The organism is Pseudomonas sp. GW821-FHT07F01, assembly GCF_059418825.1.
The window spans coordinates 139,223-164,145 of record NZ_JBWKQO010000007.1 but is presented as its reverse complement, the minus strand read 5'-3'; the positions used below and the strand labels follow the sequence as shown (position 1 = coordinate 164,145).

The window sequence follows — 24,923 nt, the reverse complement described above, 5'->3', positions numbered from 1 at the left end:
CCGTGGAGCTGATCGACAGCCACACCCATCTGGATTTCGCGGATTTCGATGCCGATCGCGGGGCGCTGCTGGCAGACAGCCGCGCCCTGGGCGTCTCGCGAATGGTGGTGCTGGGGGTCTATCAGGCCAATTGGCAGCGGCTCTGGGATCTGGTGCAAAGCGACTCGCAGTTGTACGCGGCCTTTGGCCTGCACCCGGTGTACCTGGACGATCACCGCCCGGAACATCTCCAGCAACTGGGTGACTGGCTGACCCGGCTGGCAGGGCACCCGCAACTGTGCGCGGTGGGCGAGATCGGCCTGGACTACTTTCTTGCGCACCTGGATCGCGAGCGCCAACAGGCACTCTTCGAAGCGCAATTGCAGCTGGCGGCAGATTTTCAGTTGCCCGCCCTGCTTCATGTCCGGCGCAGCCACGCGGCGGTGATCGCCAGCCTGAAGCGCTTCAAGCTCAAGCGTGGCGGCATTATCCACGCCTTCGCCGGCAGCCGCGAGGAAGCCCGGGAATACCTCAAGCTGGGGTTCAAGCTGGGTCTGGGGGGCGCCGCGACCTGGCCGCAGGCCCTGCGCCTGCGCAAGGTGATCGCCGAGCTGCCGCTGCACGCCCTGGTGCTGGAAACCGACTCGCCGGACATGGCGCCTGCCATGTTTCCCGGCCAGCGCAACAGCCCCCAGCACCTGCCGGCCATCTGCGCCGCCCTGGCGCAGATCATCGGCATCACGCCCGAGCAACTGGCCAGCGCCAGCACCCGCAACGCCTGCGAGCTGTTCGGCTGGCCTTCAGCCGGCCTGTAGCTGCAACGGTCGGCGCTGACGCCGGCGAGCAGCCATCATCACCAACAGGTAACTCACCAGCATCAATGCCGAAACGCTCAGTTGCTGAGCCAGGCTTACCAGCCCGACCCACTCCAGCACCAGTGTCACCAATATCACCGTGGCACACAGCACGATCATGGTCGCGCGCAGGGTGGCCAGCGAGCCCAGGGACCTGAGGCGTTTGATCTGTTCGGGGCAACTGAGCTTCAGCGGTTTGTGGCAATGGTTGCAGTTGAAGGCTTCCTGCAACGCCATGGCATTGAGTTGCCAGGGTTCGAGTTCAAGGAGGGTCTGGCAATGGGCGCAACGGCCCTGGATTCCAGAAGTGGCAGTCATCAACGTATTTCCTCAGGGCCATGCTAGGCACATGGCCAACTGGTCGAACAGCCTGCGGGATCACCGGGGCTGAAAAATCAGACGCGCAGGAAAACAGGAAACACGCGACAAACAAAGCATTCATTTACTACCGATTGTATGCAAAGCAGCGAAGCCCCTGGTTTCCGGGGCCTCGCCGAGAGCCGGTGCACGTTGCTCAGACGCGGAAAGCGCCGATCAATTGCTTCAGTTGCACCACCTGGGCCGACAACTGCCGGCTGGCATCCTCGGTCTGGTGCGCGCCCTCGGCAGTGCGCTCACCGGCACGATTGATCTCGACGATGTTCTGGTCGATGTCGTGGGCCACCGCGGTCTGCTGCTCCACGGCCGCGGCGATTTGCTGGTTCTGATCGACGATCATGCCTACCGCCCCAAGGATATTTTCCAACGCCTGCTGGACCTTTTCCGACTGGTCCACCGTACCGTTGGCCATGGCGTGGCTGCTGCCCATGGCCTTGACCGCCGCGCTGACGCCACCGTGGAGCTTGCCGATCATGTCCTCGATCTCCTCGGTGGACTGCTGGGTGCGTTTGGCCAGGGTCCGCACTTCATCGGCCACCACCGCAAAGCCCCGCCCCTGCTCACCGGCGCGCGCCGCCTCGATGGCCGCGTTGAGGGCCAGCAGGTTGGTCTGCTCGGCGATGCTCTTGATCACCTCCAGGACCCGGCTGATGGACTGGCTGTCGCTGGCCAGCTGGTTGATCACCAGCACCGACTGGTCGATCTCGCTGGCCAGCCGGGCGATGCTGCCCTGCTGGGATTCCACCAGCCCGCGGCCGCTGATGGTTTCGTCATTCACGCTGTGGGCGCTGCTGACCGCCGCCGCGGCGCTGCGAGCCACTTCCTGGGAGGTGGCGGACATCTGGTTCATCGCCGTGGCCACTTGCTCGATCTGGGTGCGCTGGCCAGCCACGGCCTGATTGCTCTGGGCCGATACACTCTGCACCTGCCCGGCCTGGCGTTCCACCTCACTGACGGTGTGGCCAACCCGCTCGATCAGGTCGTGGATTTTCAGCACGGTGCCGTTGAACACACTGCCCAGTTCCCCCAGTTCGTCGCGGCTGTGGGCGGTGAAGCTGACGGTCATGTCCCCCGCCGCTACCTTGTCCATCATCGCCCCCAGGCGCCGCAGAGTGGTGCGGGTGGAAGCGTAGAAACCGCCGTACAGGTAGACGATGGAGAGAAACACCAGGGCCAGGGCCGCCACCAGCAGCACCATGTGGCGACGATTCTGCTCCAGGCGCTTTTGCAACTCGACATCCAGGAATTTCAAGGTGCCTTCATTGAGCTGGTAAGTCTGCGCCATCAGCCCGCTGACCTGGTCGTAGAAGGCCTGCCAGGGCGCATCCAGGGTATCGGCCATCACCACCTGCTCCTCGAACAGCTCGCTGGCCTGCTTGAGGCTGCCCTTGCTGGTCGTGGCCAGCGTGTCGAGAGCATCGTGGGCAGCGCGGCTGGCCCCCAGGGCATCCTGCAACTTGAGCCCGTATTCGGCCTGGAGCTTTTCGATCTGCACCAGCAATTCGTCGAAACGCGTGCTGGACGAGGAATTGAGGAACCCCTGGCCCAGGGAGTAGGCGCCCATGGCCCGGCCTTCACCGAGGAGCTGGGTAACCTGCGGGGTGACGCTGGTGATCAGCTCGCTGAGCTGGCGAATGTCACCCTGGCCATCGCGACTCAGGCCCGACTGGCTGGCGATGATCTGGCTGAACAACTGCGCGCTGCCCAGCAACTTGCCGATCAGGCCGCTTTTGTTCAGCAGCGAGCTTTCCACTTGCTGGGTCTTGAAGGCGGCAATCAGTTCATCGCGCTTGGCGTTGAAGACCTCCACCTGCTGTGGGTCCGTGGTCACCGCCTGCAAGGCCTGCAGGCGTTCCAGTACGGATTTCTCCAGAGCCACAATCTTGCCTTCCAGGTCCCCTGCCTTGCCGGACTGACCGAGGCTGGCGTTGATCTGCACCAGGTTATTGAGGGTTTCCAGGTCTCGGCGCAGGGCCAGGCTGCTGCCCAGCAGGTCGAGGCTTTGCAGTTCGACCTGGGTGCCCTGGAATTCGCGGTAGGAGTCGCGCACCAGATAGAAGTTGGTCACCAGCATGGGTAGAAAGAACAGCACGCTGATCAGGCTGAACTTCATGCCGAAGCTCAGGCGGTTCATCAGCGCGACAGCGGGATAGAGCAAGCTCTTCACAAAGAAGTCTCCCTTTTCTTTTATTGTTATTGGCAGGCAGGCGAAGGCAGCAGATAGCCACTATTCGGCGCTCCGTCTGTATAGCTCAATTTCGTGGGAGGTTTTGTAACTTAAAGTTAACCGCCAGCGCGGCATCCAGGGGACAGCTCGCGGGCTGTGGCGAGGGAGCTTGCTGCCGATCGACGGCGCAGCCGTCGCACTCTCTGCGATGCGCTGCGCCAGAAAAACCTCGGTGGGCGGTTGGGGCCAGCCCTTGCTCACCTCAGGCCAGGACGGTCCACAGGGCAAAGCCGGCGTACCAGAGCACCGCCGCCCGCAACAACAGCTCCCAGATACGATCCAGGCTGTTGATACCTTCGGGCCCGACTTCCGGCGGCGGGATTTCCGCGGCCACCAGGCCGACCTTTTCCACCAACTGCGCGGCACCGATATGCCAGTTGAGCAACTCGTGGAGCATCACCCGGCCGACTGCGACAAAGTTGCCCACCAGGGCAAAACTCGCCGCCAGCAGGCGCACCGGCAACCAGTCGAAGGCATGTCGCAACTGCCCCGCGCGTTCGACCAGGGCGGGGTTCTTGCCATGTTCGGCGGCGAGAGCCAGCAGGCGATAGCTCAGGGCCGCTACCGGCCCCAGCAGGAAGTACCAGAAGATCACCGCGAAGAAACTCTGGAAGGCCTGCCAGAGCAGGTGGCCCTGCACTCGCTCCAGCAGTTGTTCGCCATTTTCGGCGCAGATGCCCAGGTCACGTTCTGCGACATGGGCTGCCGCTTGCAGATCCTCACGCCGCCAGGCGTCACGGAACGGGCCCAGCTCACCCAGCAGATCGCCGCGACCCAGGGCGTAGATCACCACCAGCAGGTGCACCGGCAGCGCCAGCAAGCCATAGGCGATGGGCTCCAGCACCAGCAGCAACAGCCCGAGCAGCGCCACCGGCAGCAACACCATGACGATCAGCAACCACCACGGATGCCCGGCCATACGCGGGCTCGACTCCAGACGCGCCAATTCCCCCAGCCACCAGCCATCACGCTGTACCCGCTGGCGCAGGGCCGAGAACTTCTCGATCCACACCGCCAACAGCAACACCAGAAAACTCATTGTCCTTCCCCCTTCTCCAAGGCGGCACGAAAGCGTGCCCAGTCGAATCCCGGGCCCGGGTCGGTCTTGCGCCCGGGCGCGATGTCGCTATGCCCGCAGATCCTTTGTGGCGTGATGTCGCTGAAGGCCCGCCGCAGTTGCCTGCTCAGGCTGATCAACGAGTGATATTGAGCATCGCTGAAAGGCTGATCATCGGTGCCTTCCAGTTCGATGCCCAGGGAAAAGTCGTTGCACGTCTCACGCCCCTGGAAACTCGAGACACCGGCATGCCAGGCCCGATCCAGGCAGGAAACGAATTGGGTGACGGCGCCGTCACGCTCGATCAGAAAATGCGCAGAAACACGCAGATCGGCGATCCCGGCAAAATAGGGATGCTCTGTGACATCAAGGCGATTCTGGAAGAATTCCTGCACCTTGCCGGTGCCGAACTGCCCCGGCGGCAGGCTGATGTTGTGAATCACCAGCAGGGAAATCTCGCCCGCCGGACGTTCATTGAAATTGGGTGACGGGCAATGCCGTACGCCATGACACCACCCCGTGGCAGGGTCCAGCCGCATACCGATTCCTTCAACTAAAGCCTTGGGTGGCCCAGTATGCCGCGTTATCCCCTCGGGTTGCGATCACTTGCCGTGATTGAGTCGCTGCAGGTTGCCGATCACCGATTCCAGGGCGCGGTCGAACAGCAGGGTGTCATCCAGGGCGCGCACTGCGCCGCGCTGGAACTCCAGGGCCAGGCCCATGCGCGTACGCTCCAGCACTTTCATGCCGGTGCGGTTGACGAACACGTATTTGGCCACCGGATGGGGAACAATCGCCGCCAGTTTGCAGCGCAGGGTGTTGTCCTCGTCCTCCAGGAATTCGACCCAGGCCCCAAGCCGCAGTTGATCCACCCATTGCACGCTGGGGTCGTTGGCCGGCAACGCCAGCGGCGCGACTTCCAGCGGGCCCTCTTCAGCACTGGGCAGGACAATCTCTTCGGCCACCACGATCATGTGTGCAGGGTCTGCTTCCAGTACGGCACCCTGCAGTTGCGGGGCCTGAGCCTCGCGCTCGAATGCCTGCAAGTGCAGGAGCTCCAGCTGGCTGAAGAACTCGCTGGTAGCGAAAGGATCGAAAGCCGCCGCGCTCAAACCCTCGCGCAGGCCCTTGAGCAACCCCGGCACCAGCGCCAGCAAGCGCATGGCAGTATCCGGCTGTTCATGGCGCTGCACGCTCCAGATCAGCTCCAGCAGGGTCTGCTCCGCAGTTTGCCACTCTGGCGAGTCGTCGCCGTGCTTGAGGCAACTGAGCAGCATCACCTGGCTCCAGGCTTCGCGGACAAAATCCACCACCTTCTGCGGCAACACCTTGCCCAGCAGGGCGTCATTCAGGGCCTGCTCTACCCGGCGCCGGGCCAGCTCGGCCCTGGCCCGCCCTTCCTCGGCGTCACGGGTACGCTGCTCCAGCAACTCGGCGCGACGCCGCTCGTCGGCAGTGAAAGCCAGGAAGTCCGCCAGCAGCTCGGAGAAGATCGCCGGGTCATCGCTGAACTCGCTGAGCAGGCGTTGCACCACTTGCTCGATCCGCAGGTACAGACTGTCGCGCTGGTGGTCATCGCAACCGCCCCAGCCCATGGCTGCAGCGGCGATCTCATTGAGCAGGCGGCGGGCCGGGTGATTGCCGCGGCTGAAGAAACTCTTGTCCAGCACCGCCACCTTGAGCATGGGAATCTGCAGGCGGCCAATCAGCGCCTTGAGCGAGTCGGGCAGGTTGCGGTCATCGAGAATGCATTCGAAGAGCATGGCGATCAGGTTGATCACGTCTTCATCGGCCACATCCACCACCCGGGATTTGCCGCTCTTGACGCTGACCCGGGTCAGCAATTGTTCCAACTGGTTGCGCAGGTCGAAATCGTCCTGGGCGCTGGGCGCCGGCACGTATTGCTGCAGGTGCGACAGCAGGCGCATGAGGTCGCGGGTGGAAATCGGCTGGGTTTCGGCGCTGGCCTCCAGGGTCGGCGCCACGCTGCCACGCACATGAAACAGCAGGGTCTGCAGGGCGGCGAAAACTTCCTGCACGCTCTCGTCGAGCTGCGACTGGCTGGATTTCGCCGTGCCCCCCTCGGTCGCTGACGCACGGGCCTCGGCCTGGGCTCGATCGGCCGCCCGGCGGGCCGGAGCAGGCATCAGTTCCGGCAGGATCCCGGTGGCGATCAGCAGTTGGTTGGCTTCGGCATAGAGTTGTTCGGCATCGCTGAGCACATAACGCTCGAACAACTTGAGGATGATCAGCTTGACCTTGATTTCCACCCCCAGGCTGCGCCCGGCCTGGAGGAAATACTCGCAGAGCAGCGCCGGCCCCAGGGGGTTGTCCCCATCCACCAGGCGCCGTCCCAGCAGCACACTCAGGCGCTCCGTCAACTGCCCCAGGGCGAAGCCATCACGGTTGAGCACCTTGGCCACCATGGCATCCACCGCGACGGTCTTTTCCAGGTCATCGTGGGACGGATCCAGTGATGGGTCGTAGACCACGGCATGGGGAATGGCCAGGGCCGGGTCATACTGCACCAGGCAGGCAAAAGCCTGGAAGAACGCCTCCAGGAAACCGCGCTCGATGCTCTTGCGCTTCAGCCGCAGGTCGCGCATGGCTTCGAAGAGGGTGTTTTGCTCGACGTTGTTGCGGGCCCGATCGGCCATTTCGAACAGGGTGTCATCAGCGTTATCGAACAGTTCCTGCAAGCCGTGGCGCAATTGCTGGGCGGCCTTGTCTCGGACCTGAAGCAGAATCACAGGCAGGCGGGCAAGCGGCGAAGCGGTCGCCTGATCTGTAGCGGCCTTGTGCAAAGGCACTACATTCCCGTCGTTGTGCATCCAAGCCTCCTGGAAAGGTGTTTCTTCGGTTCGAGATCAAGATTCAGTCGAGCCGACGACGCTCACAGCCAGCTCTCAGCGGAGGCGCATGCACTCCACTGCACTTCATTTAGGGGGAAGCCAAAGACACGTCAAAGCTATGACGTCAATTACAAGTCATATTATCTTGTAAAAGTCCCCTCTTGCGCCAGCAGACTCTGTGGCCTCCTCCGAAATAACCCCTAGCGACTCAAGAAAAGTCACTCCTATTCATCAGACAAAGCCATCCAGGACAGGTTCGCCAATGCCTTGCAGGCATTTGCCACCTTGGGTTCGCTGATCCCCTGGCCCTATAATCGGCGCACTTTGTTTGTGGAGCCCGTTATGCCGAATCTACGCCTCGCCGACCTGACCGCCGAAATCGAAGCCAACGTGCGCCGTGCGTTGCTGGAAGACATCGGCAGCGGCGACATCACCGCGCAACTGATCCCGGCCGAACGTCTGGCCAAGGCCACCATCATTACCCGCGAAGCCGCGGTAGTCGCCGGCACCGCCTGGGTCGATGCGGTCTTTCGCCAGCTGGACCCGCGGGTCGCTGTGCACTGGCAAGTGGCCGACGGTGAGCGGGTGGTGCCCAACCAGGTGCTTTTCCACCTCGAAGGCCCAGCCCGCTCGCTGCTCACCGGCGAGCGCAGTGCCCTGAACTTTCTGCAACTGCTGTCCGGCGTGGCCACCCGCGCGCGGTACCTGGCGGACTTTGTCGCCGATACCCAGGTCAAGCTGCTGGATACCCGCAAGACCCTGCCGGGGCTGCGCCTGGCACAGAAGTACGCGGTCACCTGCGGCGGTTGCCACAACCACCGCATCGGCCTGTATGACGCCTTCCTGATCAAGGAAAACCATATCGCTGCCTGCGGCGGTATCGCCCAGGCCATCAGCGCCGCCCACAGGATCGCCCCGGGCAAGCCGGTGGAAGTGGAAGTGGAAAGCCTGGAGGAACTGAAGGAGGCCCTGGCCGCCGGAGCCGACATCATCATGCTCGACGAACTGAGCCTGGACGACATGCGCGAGGCCGTGCGCCTGAACGCCGGCAAGGCCAAGCTGGAAGCCAGTGGCGGGATCAACGAAAGCACCTTGCGCCCGATCGCCGAGACCGGGGTGGATTACATTTCCATCGGTGCCATGACCAAGGACGTGAAAGCGCTGGACCTGTCCATGCGCTTGAGCCTCTGAGCCATGAAAAACGCCAGCCTGGTTCAGGCTGGCGTCGTGCTCAACCGTCGATCTCGTTGAGCTGCAGATAGTCCTCCAGGTCCATGCCCAGCGCTTCAGCAACTTCCTGATGCACCTCCAGGCGCATGGCCTTCAGTTCCTCCGGTGTTTCTGCCACCAGATCGAGCACCAGTTCCCATGGCTCTATGCCGCGGGATTCCGCCTCGTCCTCGAACGCCCATTGCGCCTGCTGCTTCTGCTCTTCCGGGCTCAGGGCGCTGATTTCCTCTTGCAAGGAAGGCGTGGCAGCCAGGTACCTTTCAAGCGCTACGTCGATTCTTGCCTCTTTAGGAATCATCTCGTTCTCTCTGATCGTGGGAATGGAAGATGGATCTGGATCGTTGGGATCTCTCTGCCGCAAAAAACCGTTGTGAACTTCGATTTATCTGGCCTTCAGAACCATTCTGGATCATCTGAAAACAGCATGCTGGTACTCAGACAGGGACCGAATATAGGACCTTTGGTCCACGATTTATATGACCTGATGCACCCATTGGAGAAAAACTCCGGGTTTTCCAAGCCTTCAGCAGACGCCAGCCCGGCAGAACCCTCAGAGAACGAGGTTTCGCAAATGCAGCCGCAGCGATATTTCATGCCGGTGTTTCACCAGGTTACGGAGCTAGGACCCCACAGCCGTAGCTGTTCCTTTTCTCAAGCAAGCTCCTGTCTGCCCGACATCGATAAGCCTTCTTAGATTATCGAGAATATCGAACTCCTTTACTTCTCCATCCTTGGCTATGAGGATCCCGGCTCTAGTCAGCCATAGATACCCTTCCTTGCTTTGATTAGGGATGACAGTAACTACGAAATTCAATGTCGGACTCTCTGGACGACTCTCCGGCACCTTGGTCTCAGTGAAATTGAAAGTCAGTTCATTATCATCGTTTGGTGAAACGCTTTGTGCGCTGACAACAGGCAGCCGTGCCCTTGAAGCAGCAGGAAACTCAGCGGAATACAACACACTTCCACCCTGTACCTGCTTGGTTATTCTTAAGAAATATTGCTCCAGGTCTTTGGTATTCGTTGGTGTCGTGCAGTCTTCGCCTTCAGCGGCAAAATATTCCCCCTCAAACTCATAAGAGGGTCCTTTCTCACAGGCTGCAAGGGACAGCGACACTATGCCGACCAAAGCCAGCTTCCACTTCTTCACACCGGTCACTCCATGATTTGCGGGCGTCATTATGCGCAATGCCCCTGGCTGCTACCACCCGGTTCATGACCCGCACAGGTGTGAACAACTGGGCACTAACCTCGTCCAGACACAAAAACACCGAAACCAGATAACCCCAAGCAAACCGCTTAAAACTCGGTACAGGATGCTGAGTACAGGCGTGGAAAGTCTTCGTTGATAGAAGTCTCTCTGGCTGCTAAATCCGCATAAACAATGACGCGCACGTCCACAAACAACTATAGGAGCGCCAATTGAATAGCACCGGGAACCTCTGAAACTTCCACAGCACACTTTTGCGGGTGCCTCGTAGTTTCCCGCCTTTCAAGGGCGCTTATTCAAAGCCTGGCGAACTTTGTTGGGAGGGTGGGTTTAGACAGCCATAAACTGCTCTCAACCCGAAATGTGGTGCCGGAGACAGGAATCGAACCTGCGACCTTCGCGTTACGAGTGCGCTGCTCTACCGACTGAGCTACACCGGCGTGGGCTAAAACCTAGCACCAGCGCCCCGGGCCGGCAACCGAGCGGCTTTTATTGCAGATAGCAAAACGCCCCGAACCAGTCGGGGCGTCTGCTTGTTCAGCGTGAGGCTAAAGGGTGATTAAACGCCCGAAGCCTTGGCTGCTGCCACGTCTTTGATGGACAGCTTGATACGGCCGCGGTTGTCCACGTCCAGTACCAGCACTTCCACTTCCTGGCCTTCTTTCAGGATGTCGGTGACTTTCTCAACGCGAGCGTCGCTCAGCATGGAGATGTGCACCAGACCGTCCTTGCCCGGCAGGATGTTGACGAAGGCACCGAAGTCAACGATGCGCTCAACCTTGCCGACGTAGATCTTGCCGATCTCGGCTTCCGCGGTGATGCCCAGAACGCGCTGACGCGCGGCCTCTGCAGCTTCCTTGGTTTCGCCGAAGATCTTGATCGAGCCGTCGTCTTCGATGTCGATCGAAGCCTTGGTTTCTTCACAGATCGCGCGGATGGTGGCGCCGCCTTTACCGATGACGTCACGGATCTTGTCGGTGTCGATCTTCATCGCGATCATGGTCGGAGCGTTGGCCGACAGCTCGGTACGGGACTGACCGATGATCTGGTTCATCTGACCGAGGATGTTCAGGCGAGCTTCCAGGGCCTGGCCCAGGGCGATCTCCATGATCTCTTCGGTGATGCCCTTGATCTTGATGTCCATCTGCAGCGCGGTGACGCCTTTGGCGGTACCGGCGACCTTGAAGTCCATGTCGCCCAGGTGGTCTTCGTCACCCAGGATGTCGGTCAGGACTGCGAACTTCTCGCCTTCCTTGACCAGGCCCATGGCGATACCGGCAACCGGCGCCTTCATTGGTACACCAGCGTCCATCAGCGCCAGGGAAGCACCGCACACGGAAGCCATGGAGCTGGAACCGTTGGACTCGGTGATTTCCGATACTACGCGGATGGTGTAAGGGAACACGTCGGCGGCTGGCAGCATGGCCTGGACCGAACGACGGGCCAGACGGCCGTGACCGATTTCACGACGACCAGCGCCGCCCATGCGACCACACTCGCCCACCGAGAACGGAGGGAAGTTGTAGTGCAGCATGAAGGGGTCTTTCTTCTCGCCTTCCAGGGTGTCCAGCAGCTGTGCGTCACGGGCAGTACCCAGGGTCGCAACCACCAGGGCCTGGGTTTCGCCACGGGTGAACAGGGCCGAACCGTGAGTCTTGGGCAGTACGCCGACTTCAATGTTCAGCGGACGTACGGTGCGAGTGTCGCGGCCGTCGATACGTGGCTTGCCGTTGACGATGTTTTCGCGAACGGTGCGGTATTCGATCTCGCCGAAAGCGGCTTTGACGTCGGACGCCGAAGGCTGGCCTTCTTCACCGGAGAGCTTGGCGACCACCTGGTCTTTCAGCTCGCCCAGGCGAGCGTAACGGTCGGCCTTGACGGTGATGGTGTAAGCCTGGGAGATGGCTTCGCCGAACTCGGCACGGATAGCGCCCAGCAGTTCGGTGGCTTCTGGGGCAGCAGCCCAGTCCCAGGTAGGCTTGGCAGCTTCGGCGGCCAGTTCTTTGACAGCCTTGATCACCGACTGGAATTCGTCGTGGGCGAACAGTACAGCGCCCAGCATCTGGTCTTCGGTCAGCTCTTTGGCTTCCGATTCAACCATCAGTACGGCTTCTTCGGTACCGGCCACGACCATGTCCAGGCTCGAAGCAGCCAGCTGCTCGTAGGTCGGGTTCAGCAAGTAGCCGGTGCTTTCGTGGAAAGCCACACGAGCGGCGCCGATCGGGCCGTCGAAAGGAATGCCGGAGATCGCCAGGGCAGCCGAGGTACCGATCATCGCAGCGATGTCCGGATCGGTCTTCTTGCTGGTGGAAACCACGGTGCAGACAACCTGCACTTCGTTCATGAAGCCTTCTGGGAACAGAGGGCGGATCGGACGGTCGATCAGACGCGAGGTCAGGGTTTCTTTCTCGGAAGGACGGCCTTCGCGCTTGAAGAAACCGCCAGGGATCTTACCGGCAGCGTAAGTCTTTTCCTGGTAGTGAACAGACAGAGGGAAGAAGCCCTTGCCTGGATCGGCTTGCTTGGCGCCAACCACGGTCACCAATACGCTGACGTCGTCGTCAACGGTGACCAATACTGCGCCGGAGGCCTGACGGGCGATACGGCCAGTCTCGAGGGTTACGGTCGACTGACCGAACTGGAATTTTTTGATTACCGGGTTCACGGTGTCCTACCTTCTTTGTGGCTCTTGGGGAAACTTGATTCTTGCGAAATTCTTGGGCAATGCGGGGAATCGGCCCAGCCTTTATTGTCCAGGTAAAACAGTGCAGCAGATAAAACTTGAGGCTGGAAGCCTGCCATACGCCGGCGGAAAAACCGCTGACGCATGGCAAACAACCAACCTCATAGCGCAATCGCTGATTAGCGACGCAGACCCAGACGACCGATCAGGGTGCTGTAACGGCTCAGGTCCTTGCCTTTCAGGTAGTCCAGCAGCTTACGACGCTGGTTTACCATGCGGATCAGGCCACGACGGGAGTGGTGGTCTTTACCGTTGGCTTTGAAGTGACCTTGCAGTTTGTTGATGTTGGCGGTCAGCAGTGCAACTTGCACTTCTGGCGAACCAGTGTCACCAACAGCTTGCTGGTAGTCGGTTACGATCTGAGCTTTTTCTTCAACGCTGAGTGCCATGTGGGCAATCCTTATATCAGGAAACTGTTCAAGAACAGTTTCAACAGGCCAGGGACAAATCCCTGTATCTATAAATGAGTAGTGACCGTGCCTGTTAACAGCCACCCTCGTCCGGTCATTCTGACCGAATCAGTCGACGCGGCGCGATGCGCCCGTCTTCGCTCACTTCACCGATACCAATGAAGCGACCGTTGTGATCCTGTACCCGCACCATGCCGAACTTCGGTGCATCCGGGGCACGTACCGGCTGGCCATTGAGCCAGTAGAACGCGCTGTGCTCCGAGAACTGCAGCAGCGGCCAATCCAGCAGACCGCTGTCCGATGGCATCAGGAAGCGGTCTACCGCTTCGTTGCCGCCTTCGGCGTGCACTGCTTCAAGCTCTTCCAGGGTGACCGTCTGCGCCAGGCTGAAAGGTCCGGCCTGGGTCCGTCGCAGTTCTGCAACGTAGGCACCACAGCCGAGCTTTTCACCGATATCTTCCACCAGGGTGCGGATATAGGTGCCTTTGCTGCAGTCCACCGCCAGGCGAGCAGTGTCACCTTCGAAGGCGAGCAATTCCAAGCGCGCAATAGTAACAGAACGCGGTTCGCGCTCCACCACTTCCCCTGCACGAGCCAGTTTGTAGAGTGGCTGGCCATCGCGTTTGAGGGCCGAGTACATCGGCGGTATCTGCTTGATTTCGCCACGAAATTCCGGCAATACCGCCTCGATATCGGCACGACCAACGGTCACTTCGCGGGTCTGCAAAACTTCGCCTTCAGCGTCCGCGGTGGTGGTGGTCTTGCCCAACTGAGCCAGGGTTTCGTAACCCTTGTCGGAATCGAGCAGGTATTGCGAGAACTTGGTGGCCTCGCCAAAGCACAGCGGCAAAACGCCGGTGGCCAGGGGGTCGAGGCTACCGGTGTGGCCGGCCTTCTCGGCGTTGAGCAGCCAACGGACCTTCTGCAGCGCCGCGTTGGAAGTGAAGCCCAGCGGCTTGTCCAGGAGGATGATGCCGCTGACGTTACGACGGATACGCTTGACCTGAGCCACCGCTTACTCCTTGGCGTCTTCAGGGGCAGGCGCGTCGCCATGCTGGCTGTCTTCAGCCACGGCACGCTCGATCAGGGCCGACAGGTGCGCCCCGCGGGCCACGCTCTCGTCGTAATGGAAGTGCAGTTGCGGCACGCTGCGCAGCTTCATTTCCTTGGCCAATTGCATGCGCAGGAAACCTGCCGCCGAGTTCAGCACCTTGATGCTCTGGGCGATTTGCTCGGCGTTTTCCTGGCCCATCACGGTGATGAAGATCTTCGCGTGGCCGACGTCGCGGCTGACTTCCACGGCGGTGATGGTCACCAGGCCGACGCGTGGATCCTTGACTTCACGACGGATCAGTTGCGCCAGTTCGCGCTGCATCTGATCACCGATACGTTGGGTACGGCTGTATTCTTTTGCCATGTCTTGTTACCTGTTACTGCCTCACGGTGAAACCCGTGTGGTCTGAAAGCGGCAAACGCCCGGCCTGGCAGAAGCCAGACCGGGCGTTGCGTTTAGAGGCCGCCGAGGGCGCCGTGCATTTGCATGCGAGCGGCCATCAGGGCTCTTGAAGTGCGCGAGTTAGAGGCTGCGAGCAACCTGGACCTTCTCGAAGACTTCGATCTTGTCGCCGACTTTGACGTCGTTGTAGCTCTTCACGCCGATACCGCATTCCATGCCGGCACGTACTTCAGAGGCGTCATCCTTGAAGCGGCGCAGGGATTCCAGCTCGCCCTCGAAGATAACGATGTCTTCACGCAGTACGCGGATTGGACGGTTACGGTGCACGACACCTTCGATGACCATGCAACCGGCGATCGCGCCAAACTTCGGCGAGCGGAACACGTCGCGAACTTCGGCAACACCCAGGATGTTCTCCCGAACGTCGCTGCCCAGCATACCGGTCAGGGCTTTCTTGACGTCTTCGATGATGTCGTAGATCACGTTGTAGTAACGCATATCCAGACCTTCCTGCTCGACGATCTTCCGTGCGCCGGCATCGGCACGCACGTTGAAGCCGAACAGTACAGCGTTGGAGGCCAGTGCCAGGTTGGCGTCGCTTTCGGTGATACCACCGACGCCGCCACCCACTACGCGCACTTGCACTTCGTCGTTGCCCAGGCCGTTCAGAGCGCCTTGCAGAGCTTCCAGCGAACCACGGACGTCGGATTTGAGGACGATGTTGAGCGTCTTCTTCTCTTCCTGACCCATGCTTTCGAAGATGTTCTCCAGCTTGCCGGCGTGAGCACGGGCCAGCTTGACCTCGCGGAACTTGCCTTGGCGGAACAGAGCCACTTCACGGGCTTTCTTCTCGTCGGCAACCACGCTCATCTCGTCGCCAGCGTCCGGAGTACCGTCCAGGCCGAGGATCTCGACCGGAATGGAAGGACCGGCTTCCTTGATTGGCTTGCCGTTCTCGTCGAGCATGGCGCGCACGCGGCCATAGTTCGAGCCGACCAGCACCATGTCGCCTTGACGCAGCGTACCGTCCTGAACCAGCACGGTAGCTACCGGGCCGCGGCCCTTGTCGAGGCGGGACTCGACCACGACACCACGGCCCGGGGCCGAAGGAGTCGCCTTGAGTTCCAGGACTTCGGCCTGCAGCAGAACAGCTTCCAGCAGGTCGTCGACACCGGTACCCATTTTTGCGGAGACCGGTACGAATGGAGTATCACCACCCCAGTCTTCGGACGTCACGCCGTGAACCGAAAGCTCACTGCGGATACGGTCCAGGTCGGCGCCCGGCTTGTCGATCTTGTTCACCGCAACCACCAGCGGAACGCCGGCAGCTTGTGCGTGCTGAACGGCTTCAACGGTCTGCGGCATCACGCCGTCGTCCGCTGCAACCACCAGGATCACGATGTCGGTGGCCTTGGCACCACGGGCACGCATGGCGGTAAACGCGGCGTGACCTGGGGTGTCGAGGAAGGTGACCATGCCGCGCTCGGTTTCTACGTGGTAGGCACCGATGTGCTGGGTGATGCCGCCGGCCTCGCCCGCGGCCACTTTGGCGCGACGGATGTAGTCCAGCAACGAGGTCTTACCGTGGTCAACGTGGCCCATTACGGTCACGACCGGCGCACGGGCAACCGCTTCACCTTCGAACTTCAGGGACTCGGCCAGGGAATCTTCCAGGGCGGTGTCGCTGACCAGGGTCACTTTGTGGCCCAGTTCTTCAGCAACCAGCTGGGCAGTTTCCTGGTCCAGAACCTGGTTGATGGTGGCTGGAGTACCCAGCTTGAACATGAACTTGATGACTTCGGCAGCCTTGACCGACATCTGCTGGGCCAGTTCGCCCACAGTGATGGTCTCGCCGATCTGCACGTCACGTACCACTGGCCCGGTTGGGCTCTGGAAACCGTGAGCATTGCGTTTCTTCAGCTTGGCCTTGCCGCGACCACCACGACGGAAGCCATCGCTTTCTTCGTCGGTGGTACGTGGGGCAACGCGCGGAGCTGGCGCCTTTTCCTTGACCGAAGCACGATGCGGAGCATTTTTGCGCTCGCCATCGCCGCCACGACGGTTGTCGTCGTTGCGGGTCTTGTCCGGACGACGCTGTTCGTCTTTCTTGCGCGCGTCAGCTGCTGGAGCCGCAGTGGCCACCGGAGCTTCCTGCACAGGCTCGACTACAGGCGCTGGAGCAGGAGCTGCTGCTTGCGCAGCAACCGGCTCGGCAACCGGAGCAGGCTGGCGACGCGCTTCTTCTTCGGCGCGACGCTTGGCTTCTTCTTCAGCCTTCTGACGAGCAGCATTTTCTACTGCGCGACGTTCTTCCAGTTCGCGTTGACGCTCGGCTTCGATTTCTTCCGGGCTGCGCTGTACGAAGACTTTCTTCTTGCGCACTTCAACGCTGATGCTCTTGCTGCCAGCAACCCGCAGGGTGCTGGTGGTCTTGCGCTGCAAAGTAATTTTGCGTGGTTCTTCCACTTTCGCCTTGTGGCTGCTTTTCAGGTGAGTCAGCAACGACTGCTTCTCACTGTCGCTCACATGTTCCTCGGCGGCGGTGTGCGGCAGACCTGCCTCACGCATCTGCTGCAGCAGGCGCTCTACCGGTGTTTTGACCTCATCGGCCAGTTGTTTCACCGTGACTTGCGTCATGCACTTCTCTCCTCAGGCCGCGCCTAATTACTCGAACCAGTGGGCTCGGGCGGCCATGATCAACTTGCCGGCACGATCATCGTCAATGCCGTCGATGTCGAGCAGGTCGTCAATAGACTGCTCGGCCAGGTCTTCGCGGGTAATTACGCCGCGCACCGCCAGTTCCATCGCCAAATCCTTGTCCATACCCTCAAGCGAGAGCAGGTCTTCGGCCGGATGGGCGTCTGCCAGCTTTTCCTCAGTAGCGATGGCTTTAGTCAACAAGCGATCCTTGGCCCGAGCGCGAAGCTCGTTGACGATGTCTTCGTCAAAGCCGTCGATGTTGAGCATTTCTTCCAGCGGTACGTAGGCAATCTCTTCCAGGCTGGTGAAGCCTTCATCAACCAGAACCTGTGCCAGTTCTTCATCGACTTCCAGCTCGTCGATGAAATTGCGCAGGATGTCGCCGGTTTCTGCTTGCTGCTTGGCCTGGATGTCCGATTCGGTCATCACGTTCAGGGTCCAGCCAGTCAGTTGGCTGGCCAGACGCACGTTCTGACCACCACGACCGATGGCTTGAGCCAGATTGTCTGCGCCAACGGCGATGTCCATGGCATGGGCATCTTCGTCGACGATAATTGCCGCGACTTCGGCCGGCGACATGGCGTTGATCACGAACTGCGCCGGGTTCTCATCCCACAGGACGATATCCACACGCTCGCCACCCAACTCACCGGAAACGGCCTGGACGCGCGAACCGCGCATACCAATGCACGCGCCCTGCGGGTCGATGCGCTTGTCCTTGGAGCGAACTGCGATCTTGGCCCGCGAACCCGGATCACGGGAGGCGGCCATTACTTCGATCAGGCCTTCGGCAATTTCCGGCACTTCGATACGGAACAGCTCGATCAGCATTTCCGGCGCGGTACGCGACAGGATCAGCTGCGGGCCGCGGTTCTCGGTGCGGATTTCCTTGAGCAGCGCGCGCAGGCGCACGCCAACCCGGAAAGTCTCACGGGAGATGATGTCTTCACGGGCCAGCAACGCCTCGGCGTTGTTACCCAGGTCGACGATCACGTTGTCACGTGTCACTTTTTTCACGGTGCCGGAGATGATTTCCCCCAGGCGCTCGCGATAGGCATCAACTACCTGTGCGCGCTCGGCTTCGCGAACCTTCTGCACGATGACCTGCTTGGCGGTCTGGGCAGCGATGCGGCCGAACTCGATGGATTCGATCTTTTCTTCGATCACATCACCGACTTTGGCGTCGGGATGGGTTTCGCGAGCCTTGCTCAACCAGGTCTCGACCGCTGGATCATCCAGGTCGGCTTCTTCGACCACCGTCCAGCGACGGAAAGTTTCGTAGGAACCGGTGTGGCGATTGATTTCCACACGCAGGTCTACTTCGTCCTCAAAACGCTTCTTGGTAGCAGTGGCCAGGGCCAGCTCCAGCGCTTCAAAAATTACGCTTGCCGGTACACCCTTTTCATTGGATACCGACTCAACAACCAGCAGTACTTCTTTGCTCATCGTACGCCTCGCCTTTCGCAAGCCATTGGATCCGCGGGATCCGCGTCTCAGTCAAAACTGGGAATTATGTTGGCCTTGTCGATCATATCGATCGGCAACAGGAACTCATGGTCATCCACTTGCACCACGACATCCTGTTCCTCCACCCCGCGGAGAAGGCCCTGAAAATTACGCCGACCTTCGAAGGGCGAGCGCAGTTTGATCTTCACTTGCTCACCGACATACTTGGCAAACTGTTCAAGAGTGAACAGTGGGCGTTCCATGCCAGGAGAGGAAACTTCAAGGGTGTATTCAACGGAGATCGGATCTTCTACGTCGAGAACACCACTGATCTGACGGCTGACGATGGCGCAATCGTCCACCAGCACGCCGCCTTCTTTATCGATATAAACGCGCAACAATGAGTGGCGACCCTGAGCCGAAAACTCAATACCCCAGCATTCATAGCCAAGGGCCACGACCACCGGGGCCAACAAGGCCTGCAACTGTTCTAGCTTGCTCGACACCTGAACCCCCTCGTGCATGCTTGTGCAAATAAAAAATGGGCGAAGCGCCCATCCCGGAAACGCCGTTGAATAGCGGCGTTGTAAAGTGTCCAGCTAACAAAAAGCCCCTGAAAAGGGGCTCCGCTAAAACTGGTTGCGGGGGCCGGATTTGAACCGACGACCTTCGGGTTATGAGCCCGACGAGCTACCAGACTGCTCCACCCCGCGACAAAGCTGGGGCGGAAGTATACGACTGATCCCTTTTTGGGTCAATGTAACCTTCCACCTACAAGAAAGCCCGCAACAGCGGGCTCTCCTGATAATTGGTACCGAGAAGGGGACTCGAACCCCTACACCCTATGGGCACAACCACCTCAAGGTTGCGTGTCTACCAATTCCACCACCTCGGCATAGACTACGTTACTGCGTGAAACTCTTCTTACTTCTGCTCTGGAGCTGGAGGTACGTCAGTCGCGCTGTTGGCCGACTTTTGCTCTTGGAGCACCGGGACATCATCAGAAGCCGGTTTTTGCTTTGGTACTTCAAGCACTGCTGGATCTGGCAAACCTACTTGAGTCAGCTGGTGAGCTTTCTCTTTAGCAAAGTAACCTAACCCCAAGCTGGTTATGAAGAAACCGGCGGCAAGTATAGCAGTAAACTTACTAAGAAAGGTAGAGGAACCTTGGCTTCCGAACACAGTATTTGAAGCACCTGCACCGAAAGACGCGCCAGCATCCGCACCTTTACCCTGCTGCAGCAAAACCAGAGCAACTACGCCCAGGGCACCCAGCAGATGAAAAACGACTACGACTGTTTCCAGCATTTTTTCAGTTTCCCGCGGCGCGACAGATCGCACCGAACTCATCTGCATTCAGGGAAGCCCCACCAATGAGCCCCCCATCGATATCCGGCATGCCGAACAGTTCGACCGCATTGGCCGCCTTCACGCTGCCGCCGTATAGAAGCCGCACACCTCGCGCCACTTCAGAATTTTCTGCCGCCAACTGCGCGCGGATAGCTGCGTGCACATCCTGCGCCTGTTGCGGTGTCGCAGTCAGCCCGGTACCAATGGCCCAGACCGGCTCGTAAGCGATAACAGCATTGGCGAACGCACCAACACCCAACTCTTCGATGATGCTGCCCAGCTGACGCCCGACAACCTCTAGAGTCTTCCCGGCTTCGCGCTGCTCGAGGGTCTCCCCTACACACAGAACCGGCTTCAAGCCACAGGCCTGCGCCGCTGCGAACTTGCGATTGAGAGTCGCGTCACGCTCACCCATGATCAGGCGGCGCTCGGAGTGCCCAACCAGCACCAGGGAACAACCTGCATCCACCAACTGACTCGGGGCGATCTCGCCCGTCAATGCACCTTGCATGGATTCCACCGCGGAGTTCTGCGCGCCGACCTGAATCGACTTACCCTTCAAGCCATCAATCACTTGATTGATATGCAAGCAAGGCGGGAATACCGCGACATCAACACCGCTTGGCAAGGCCAGATGACGAAGGCCGTTGATCAGCTCAGCGACGCTGGCGCGGGTACCGTGCATCTTCCAGTTACCAGCTACCATAGGGCGACGCATGCTGTACCTCGTCGGTCAAAGTGGGCGCAGATGTTACCCAACCAAAACAACACTGGCAAGCCGAAATCAGGCAGAAACTTCAGCAACCAGTTTCGCCAGCTCTTCGGCGTAAGCGCGAACCTGAGCTTCGTCGTCGCCTTCAACCATCACGCGCACCAGAGGCTCAGTACCCGACTTGCGCAACAGAACCCGACCACGCCCAGCCATAGCGGCCGTGACACGCTCGCAAGCCTCTTTCACCGCAGGATGCTCGACCGGGTTCTCACCGCCGCCAAAGCGCACATTGACCAGCACCTGAGGACACTTGCGCAGCCCCTGACGGGACTGGGCCAGGCTTTCACCACGAGCCTTGAGCGCCATCAGCACCTGCAGCGCGGCAATGATCGCATCCCCGGTAGTAGCATGACGGAAGCACACGATGTGCCCGGAGTTTTCGCCACCTACCAGCCAATTGCGCTCCAGCAGCTCGGCGATCACATAACGGTCACCGACGTTGGCCCGGACAAAGGGGATACCCAAGTCCGCCAGGGCCAGTTCCAGCCCCAGGTTGCTCATGAGCGTTCCGACCACGCCGCCTTGCAGCTTGTCACGCTCATGCAGGTCGCGAGCGATGATGAACAGCAACTCATCACCATCCACGATCGCGCCAGTCTGATCGACCATCAGCACCCGGTCACCGTCGCCATCAAAGGCGATCCCCAGGTCCGCATGCTCGGCCAGGACAGCCGCCTGCAATTGGCCCATGTGGGTCGAGCCGCAGTTTTCGTTGATGTTCAAGCCATTGGGTTGCGCGGACAGCACAGTGACCTGCGCCCCCAACTCGCGGAACACGCTTGGCGCCACCTTGTAGGTCGCACCATGAGCGCAGTCGAGAACAACTTTCAAACCAGCGAAGCTGGTGCTGGAAGGCACGCTGCTTTTGCAGAATTCGATATAACGCCCTGAAGCGTCGTTGATCCGCGAAACCTTGCCGAGCTTGCTCGACTCCACCACGGTCATCGGCGCATCCAGCAACTCCTCGATCATCAGCTCGACCTCGTCAGGCAGTTTGGTGCCTTCGCCCGAGAAGAACTTGATGCCGTTGTCATCATGAGGATTGTGCGAGGCACTGATAACGATGCCCGCCTCCGCATGGAAGGTACGCGTCAGGTAAGCAATGGCCGGAGTCGGCATCGGTCCCAGGAGCATCACATCGGCACCGGCTGCAGACAACCCGGCCTCCAGTGCAGACTCGAACATGTACCCGGAGATACGCGTGTCCTTGCCCACCAGCACGCGGCAGGCGCCCATGCTGCGAAATGCCATGCCGGCGGCCCAGCCGAGCTTGAGCATGAAATCAGGAGTGATCGGGAATTCGCCTACACGGCCGCGGATGCCGTCGGTGCCAAAGTATTTTTTAGTCATAAGTACTCCATCATTCTTATTCGGCGGATTCCACTGCCGCAATCATTCGCACCACATCCACGGTCTCGGCGACATCATGGACACGGATAATTTTCGCGCCCTTGGCCACTGCCAGGGCCGCTAGCGCCAGACTGCCGTGCAATCGCTCACCTACGGGGCGATTCAAGGCCTGGCCAATCATGCTCTTGCGCGACACCCCAACCAACAACGGGTGCCCAAGTGCATGCAAGGCATCCATATGCTTGAACAGGCTCAGGTTGTGTTGCAGGGTCTTGGCAAAGCCAAAGCCCGGATCGAGCACAATCCGCTCTGGACCGATGCCCACTGACGCACACTGGGCCATGCGCTCAACCAGGAACTCGGCAACCTCTCGGGTCACGTCCTGATAATGCGGGTTGTCCTGCATATCACCGGGCTCACCCAGCATGTGCATCAGACACACCGGCAAGCCAGTGGCCGCCGCCGCATCCAGGGCACCCTCCCGGCGCAATGAACGAACGTCATTGATCAGCCCTGCGCCGAGGCGAGCGGTTTCACGCATCACCGCCGGTGTCGAGGTATCAACAGAAATGATCACATCCAACTCACGGTGGATGCGCTCGACCACAGGCGCGACTCGCTCCAACTCCTCCAGCGGCGATACCGCACGGGCACCCGGGCGAGTGGATTCGCCACCGACATCAATCAGCGTAGCACCGGCCGCAACCATGGCCTCGGCATGCTGCAAAGCCAGATCAAGCTGGCTGAAGCGGCCACCATCAGAGAAGGAGTCGGGAGTTACATTCAAGATGCCCATGACATGTGCATGGGCCAAATCAAGAACCCGGTTGCCGCAAGGCAACCGGGTGGAGGAAGGAACAGAAGTCATTTAAAACCTTAGTGGTCGGCTGCTGGGCCGCCAATGGGTGTTTCCGGACGCTCATTCTGCACTACTGGAGGAGGAGTACCCGAGCCGCCCTCCCAATCACGAGGTTCGCGTGGAGTACGCCCTGCCATGATGTCGTCGATCTGATCGGCGTCGATGGTTTCGTACTTCATCAGGGCGTCTGCCATGGCGTCCAGCTTGTCGCGGTTGTCCGTCAGGATCTGCTTGGCGGTGCCGTAGCACTGATCGATGATGCTGCGCACCTCGGAGTCGATCAGTTTCGCCGTTTCCGCAGACAGGCTCGCATGCTGGCTACCCGCGCTGCGCCCCAGGAACACCTCACCCTCTTCTTCGGCATACATCAGCGGACCAAGCTTCTCGGAAAGCCCCCATTTGGTCACCATGTTCCGCGCGATCTGGCTGGCACGCATGATGTCGTTGGAGGCGCCGGTGGTCACGCCGTCGAAGCCAAGGGTCATTTCTTCGGCGATACGACCGCCGTAGAGCGAGCAGATCTGGCTGATCAAGGCACGCTTGGAGAGGCTGTAACGATCTTCTTCCGGCAGGAACATGGTGACACCCAAGGCCCGGCCGCGAGGAATGATCGACACCTTGTAGACCGGGTCATGCTCGGGCACGACACGACCAACAATGGCGTGGCCAGCTTCGTGATAAGCCGTGTTCTGCTTCTCTTTTTCGGACATGACCATGGATTTGCGCTCCGCGCCCATCATGATCTTGTCCTTGGCCAGTTCGAATTCCTTCATTTCAACGATGCGCTTGCCGGTACGCGCCGCAAACAGCGAGGCCTCGTTGACCAGGTTCGCCAGGTCGGCACCGGAGAAACCCGGGGTACCGCGGGCGATTACCGCAGGTGCGACGTCGTCGCCCATTGGCACTTTACGCATGTGCACCTTGAGAATCTGTTCGCGACCGCGAATGTCCGGCAGGCCAACCACGACCTGACGGTCGAAACGGCCCGGACGCAGCAAGGCCGGGTCCAGTACGTCAGGACGGTTGGTCGCGGCGATCACGATGATGCCGTCGTTCATTTCGAAGCCATCCATCTCAACCAGCAACTGGTTGAGGGTCTGCTCACGCTCATCATGACCGCCGCCCATGCCGGCGCCACGGTGACGACCGACGGCGTCGATCTCGTCGATGAAGATAATGCAAGGAGCATGCTTCTTGGCTTGCTCGAACATGTCACGGACGCGGCTGGCACCCACCCCGACGAACATCTCGACGAAGTCGGAACCGGAAATGGTGAAGAACGGCACCTTGGCTTCACCAGCGATGGCTTTGGCCAGCAACGTCTTACCGGTACCTGGTGGCCCCACCATCAACACGCCGCGAGGAATACGACCGCCCAGACGCTGGAACTTGCCTGGGTCACGGAGGAATTCAACCAACTCACCTACTTCTTCCTTGGCCTCGTCGCAACCGGCAACGTCAGCCAAGGTAGTTTTCACCTGATCTTCAGACAGCAAGCGCGCCTTGCTCTTGCCGAAACTCATCGGCCCGCCCTTGCCTCCGGCACCACCCTGCATCTGGCGCATGAAGAACATGAACACCGCGATGATCACCAGGATCGGGAAGCTGGCCACCAGCAGTTGAGTCCAGATGCTTTGCTGTTCAGGCTGCTTGCCTTCGACCACCACGTGGTTGTCCACCAGGTCGCCGATCAGGCCATTGTCCTGAATGGCAGGACGAATGGTCTTGAAGCTGTCGCCATCGTTGCGCTTGCCGGTAATCACGTAGCCATCAACCGCTACGCGCTCGACCTTGCCATCCTTAACTTGCTGGATGAAGTCGGAATAGTTGAGGGTCTGCGGCTCGTTAGGGCTGGAGAAGTTGTTCATCACCGTCACCAGGACGGCGGCGATGATCAACCACAGGATCAGATTCTTTGCCATGTCGTTCAATTAACTACCCTCTGAAGCAAGCTCCGCTACTGGCGCGCGCTTCGCATGATATTCACCGGCCTAACTTACTACATTACCTACAGCTCTGGCAGGCGCTGTCTGTAACCCTATGTGAAACT

21 protein-coding genes, 3 tRNA genes and 1 pseudogene are annotated in these 24,923 nt (G+C 60.0%); 2 read left to right on the top strand and 23 right to left on the bottom strand.

The window, feature by feature from the left end; translation table 11 throughout:
* Positions 1-2: 2 nt before the first annotated feature.
* Entirely contained in the window at positions 3-794 is a 792-nt protein-coding gene (locus AC07R1_RS25830; protein WP_220223697.1) for a TatD family hydrolase, read from the top strand.
* On the opposite strand, the gene AC07R1_RS25825 is transcribed toward AC07R1_RS25830, so the two are convergent.
* The 6 genes and pseudogenes from AC07R1_RS25825 to AC07R1_RS25800 all read right to left on the bottom strand — a co-directional run bounded on the left by AC07R1_RS25825 (position 780) and on the right by AC07R1_RS25800 (position 7,326).
* Complete coding sequence (locus AC07R1_RS25825; RefSeq protein WP_019095647.1) at positions 780-1,151, bottom strand: hypothetical protein; 372 nt, start codon at positions 1,149-1,151, stop codon at positions 780-782. The two genes, AC07R1_RS25830 and AC07R1_RS25825, sit on opposite strands and share 15 nt — an antisense overlap.
* A gap of 196 nt (positions 1,152-1,347) precedes the next feature.
* Positions 1,348-2,052, bottom strand: coding sequence for a methyl-accepting chemotaxis protein (locus tag AC07R1_RS25820; protein ID WP_404940408.1), 705 nt, complete (start codon positions 2,050-2,052; stop codon positions 1,348-1,350).
* 153 nt (positions 2,053-2,205) lie between these two features.
* Positions 2,206-2,409, bottom strand: a pseudogene (locus AC07R1_RS25815) (HAMP domain-containing protein); the annotation flags it as partial.
* 1,231 nt (positions 2,410-3,640) lie between these two features.
* Complete coding sequence (ampE, locus tag AC07R1_RS25810) at positions 3,641-4,477, bottom strand: regulatory signaling modulator protein AmpE (protein WP_011059211.1); 837 nt, start codon at positions 4,475-4,477, stop codon at positions 3,641-3,643.
* Positions 4,474-5,034 carry a 1,6-anhydro-N-acetylmuramyl-L-alanine amidase AmpD gene (ampD, locus tag AC07R1_RS25805; RefSeq protein WP_011059210.1) on the bottom strand — a complete coding sequence of 187 codons (561 nt, stop codon included), beginning with the start codon at positions 5,032-5,034 and terminating at the stop codon, positions 4,474-4,476. Before ampD ends, ampE begins: the two co-directional genes overlap by 4 nt.
* Positions 5,035-5,097: 63 nt before the next feature.
* Positions 5,098-7,326, bottom strand: coding sequence for a DUF1631 domain-containing protein (locus tag AC07R1_RS25800; RefSeq protein ID WP_053149016.1), 2,229 nt, complete (start codon positions 7,324-7,326; stop codon positions 5,098-5,100).
* A gap of 363 nt (positions 7,327-7,689) precedes the next feature.
* Here AC07R1_RS25800 and nadC point away from each other — a divergent pair, with 363 nt between their 5' ends.
* On the top strand, positions 7,690-8,538 hold the full coding sequence (gene nadC / locus AC07R1_RS25795; RefSeq protein WP_015634124.1) for a carboxylating nicotinate-nucleotide diphosphorylase: 849 nt from the start codon (positions 7,690-7,692) through the stop codon (positions 8,536-8,538).
* 40 nt (positions 8,539-8,578) lie between these two features.
* On the opposite strand, the gene AC07R1_RS25790 is transcribed toward nadC, so the two are convergent.
* The 17 genes from AC07R1_RS25790 to ftsH form a co-directional block, all read right to left on the bottom strand.
* The gene (locus AC07R1_RS25790; RefSeq protein ID WP_015634123.1) at positions 8,579-8,875 is read right to left on the bottom strand and encodes a DUF6388 family protein; all 297 of its coding nucleotides are present in this window, start codon (positions 8,873-8,875) and stop codon (positions 8,579-8,581) included.
* Between the two features lie 321 nt (positions 8,876-9,196).
* Complete coding sequence (locus tag AC07R1_RS25785; protein ID WP_123430067.1) at positions 9,197-9,727, bottom strand: hypothetical protein; 531 nt, start codon at positions 9,725-9,727, stop codon at positions 9,197-9,199.
* A 424-nt stretch (positions 9,728-10,151) separates the two neighbouring features.
* Positions 10,152-10,227: transfer RNA gene (locus AC07R1_RS25780), tRNA-Thr, on the bottom strand.
* 119 nt (positions 10,228-10,346) lie between these two features.
* Complete coding sequence (pnp, locus tag AC07R1_RS25775) at positions 10,347-12,452, bottom strand: polyribonucleotide nucleotidyltransferase (protein ID WP_015634122.1); 2,106 nt, start codon at positions 12,450-12,452, stop codon at positions 10,347-10,349.
* A gap of 197 nt (positions 12,453-12,649) precedes the next feature.
* Positions 12,650-12,919 carry a 30S ribosomal protein S15 gene (rpsO, locus tag AC07R1_RS25770; RefSeq protein WP_011059205.1) on the bottom strand — a complete coding sequence of 90 codons (270 nt, stop codon included), beginning with the start codon at positions 12,917-12,919 and terminating at the stop codon, positions 12,650-12,652.
* A gap of 115 nt (positions 12,920-13,034) precedes the next feature.
* Positions 13,035-13,952, bottom strand: a complete 918-nt coding sequence (gene truB / locus AC07R1_RS25765; RefSeq protein WP_011059204.1) for a tRNA pseudouridine(55) synthase TruB — start codon at positions 13,950-13,952, stop codon at positions 13,035-13,037.
* A gap of 3 nt (positions 13,953-13,955) precedes the next feature.
* Positions 13,956-14,357, bottom strand: coding sequence for a 30S ribosome-binding factor RbfA (gene rbfA / locus AC07R1_RS25760; protein WP_011059203.1), 402 nt, complete (start codon positions 14,355-14,357; stop codon positions 13,956-13,958).
* A gap of 159 nt (positions 14,358-14,516) precedes the next feature.
* Entirely contained in the window at positions 14,517-17,033 is a 2,517-nt protein-coding gene (gene infB / locus AC07R1_RS25755) for a translation initiation factor IF-2 (RefSeq protein WP_011059202.1), read from the bottom strand.
* Positions 17,034-17,060: 27 nt separating this feature from the next.
* Positions 17,061-18,542 (bottom strand): transcription termination factor NusA, encoded by a 1,482-nt coding sequence (gene nusA / locus AC07R1_RS25750; RefSeq protein WP_011059201.1) that lies wholly within the window; start codon positions 18,540-18,542, stop codon positions 17,061-17,063.
* A 47-nt stretch (positions 18,543-18,589) separates the two neighbouring features.
* Positions 18,590-19,048, bottom strand: coding sequence for a ribosome maturation factor RimP (gene rimP, locus AC07R1_RS25745; protein WP_041120545.1), 459 nt, complete (start codon positions 19,046-19,048; stop codon positions 18,590-18,592).
* A gap of 130 nt (positions 19,049-19,178) precedes the next feature.
* Positions 19,179-19,255: transfer RNA gene (locus AC07R1_RS25740), tRNA-Met, on the bottom strand.
* A gap of 96 nt (positions 19,256-19,351) precedes the next feature.
* Positions 19,352-19,437 (bottom strand) — tRNA-Leu (locus AC07R1_RS25735).
* Between the two features lie 29 nt (positions 19,438-19,466).
* Entirely contained in the window at positions 19,467-19,850 is a 384-nt protein-coding gene (gene secG / locus AC07R1_RS25730) for a preprotein translocase subunit SecG (RefSeq protein WP_015634120.1), read from the bottom strand.
* A gap of 4 nt (positions 19,851-19,854) precedes the next feature.
* Positions 19,855-20,610 (bottom strand): triose-phosphate isomerase, encoded by a 756-nt coding sequence (gene tpiA / locus AC07R1_RS25725; protein WP_015634119.1) that lies wholly within the window; start codon positions 20,608-20,610, stop codon positions 19,855-19,857.
* A 66-nt stretch (positions 20,611-20,676) separates the two neighbouring features.
* Positions 20,677-22,014 carry a phosphoglucosamine mutase gene (glmM, locus tag AC07R1_RS25720; RefSeq protein ID WP_019095644.1) on the bottom strand — a complete coding sequence of 446 codons (1,338 nt, stop codon included), beginning with the start codon at positions 22,012-22,014 and terminating at the stop codon, positions 20,677-20,679.
* A gap of 16 nt (positions 22,015-22,030) precedes the next feature.
* On the bottom strand, positions 22,031-22,882 hold the full coding sequence (gene folP, locus AC07R1_RS25715; RefSeq protein WP_495111086.1) for a dihydropteroate synthase: 852 nt from the start codon (positions 22,880-22,882) through the stop codon (positions 22,031-22,033).
* Positions 22,883-22,890: 8 nt separating this feature from the next.
* Positions 22,891-24,795, bottom strand: a complete 1,905-nt coding sequence (gene ftsH, locus AC07R1_RS25710; protein WP_011059197.1) for an ATP-dependent zinc metalloprotease FtsH — start codon at positions 24,793-24,795, stop codon at positions 22,891-22,893.
* Positions 24,796-24,923: the final 128 nt, after the last annotated feature.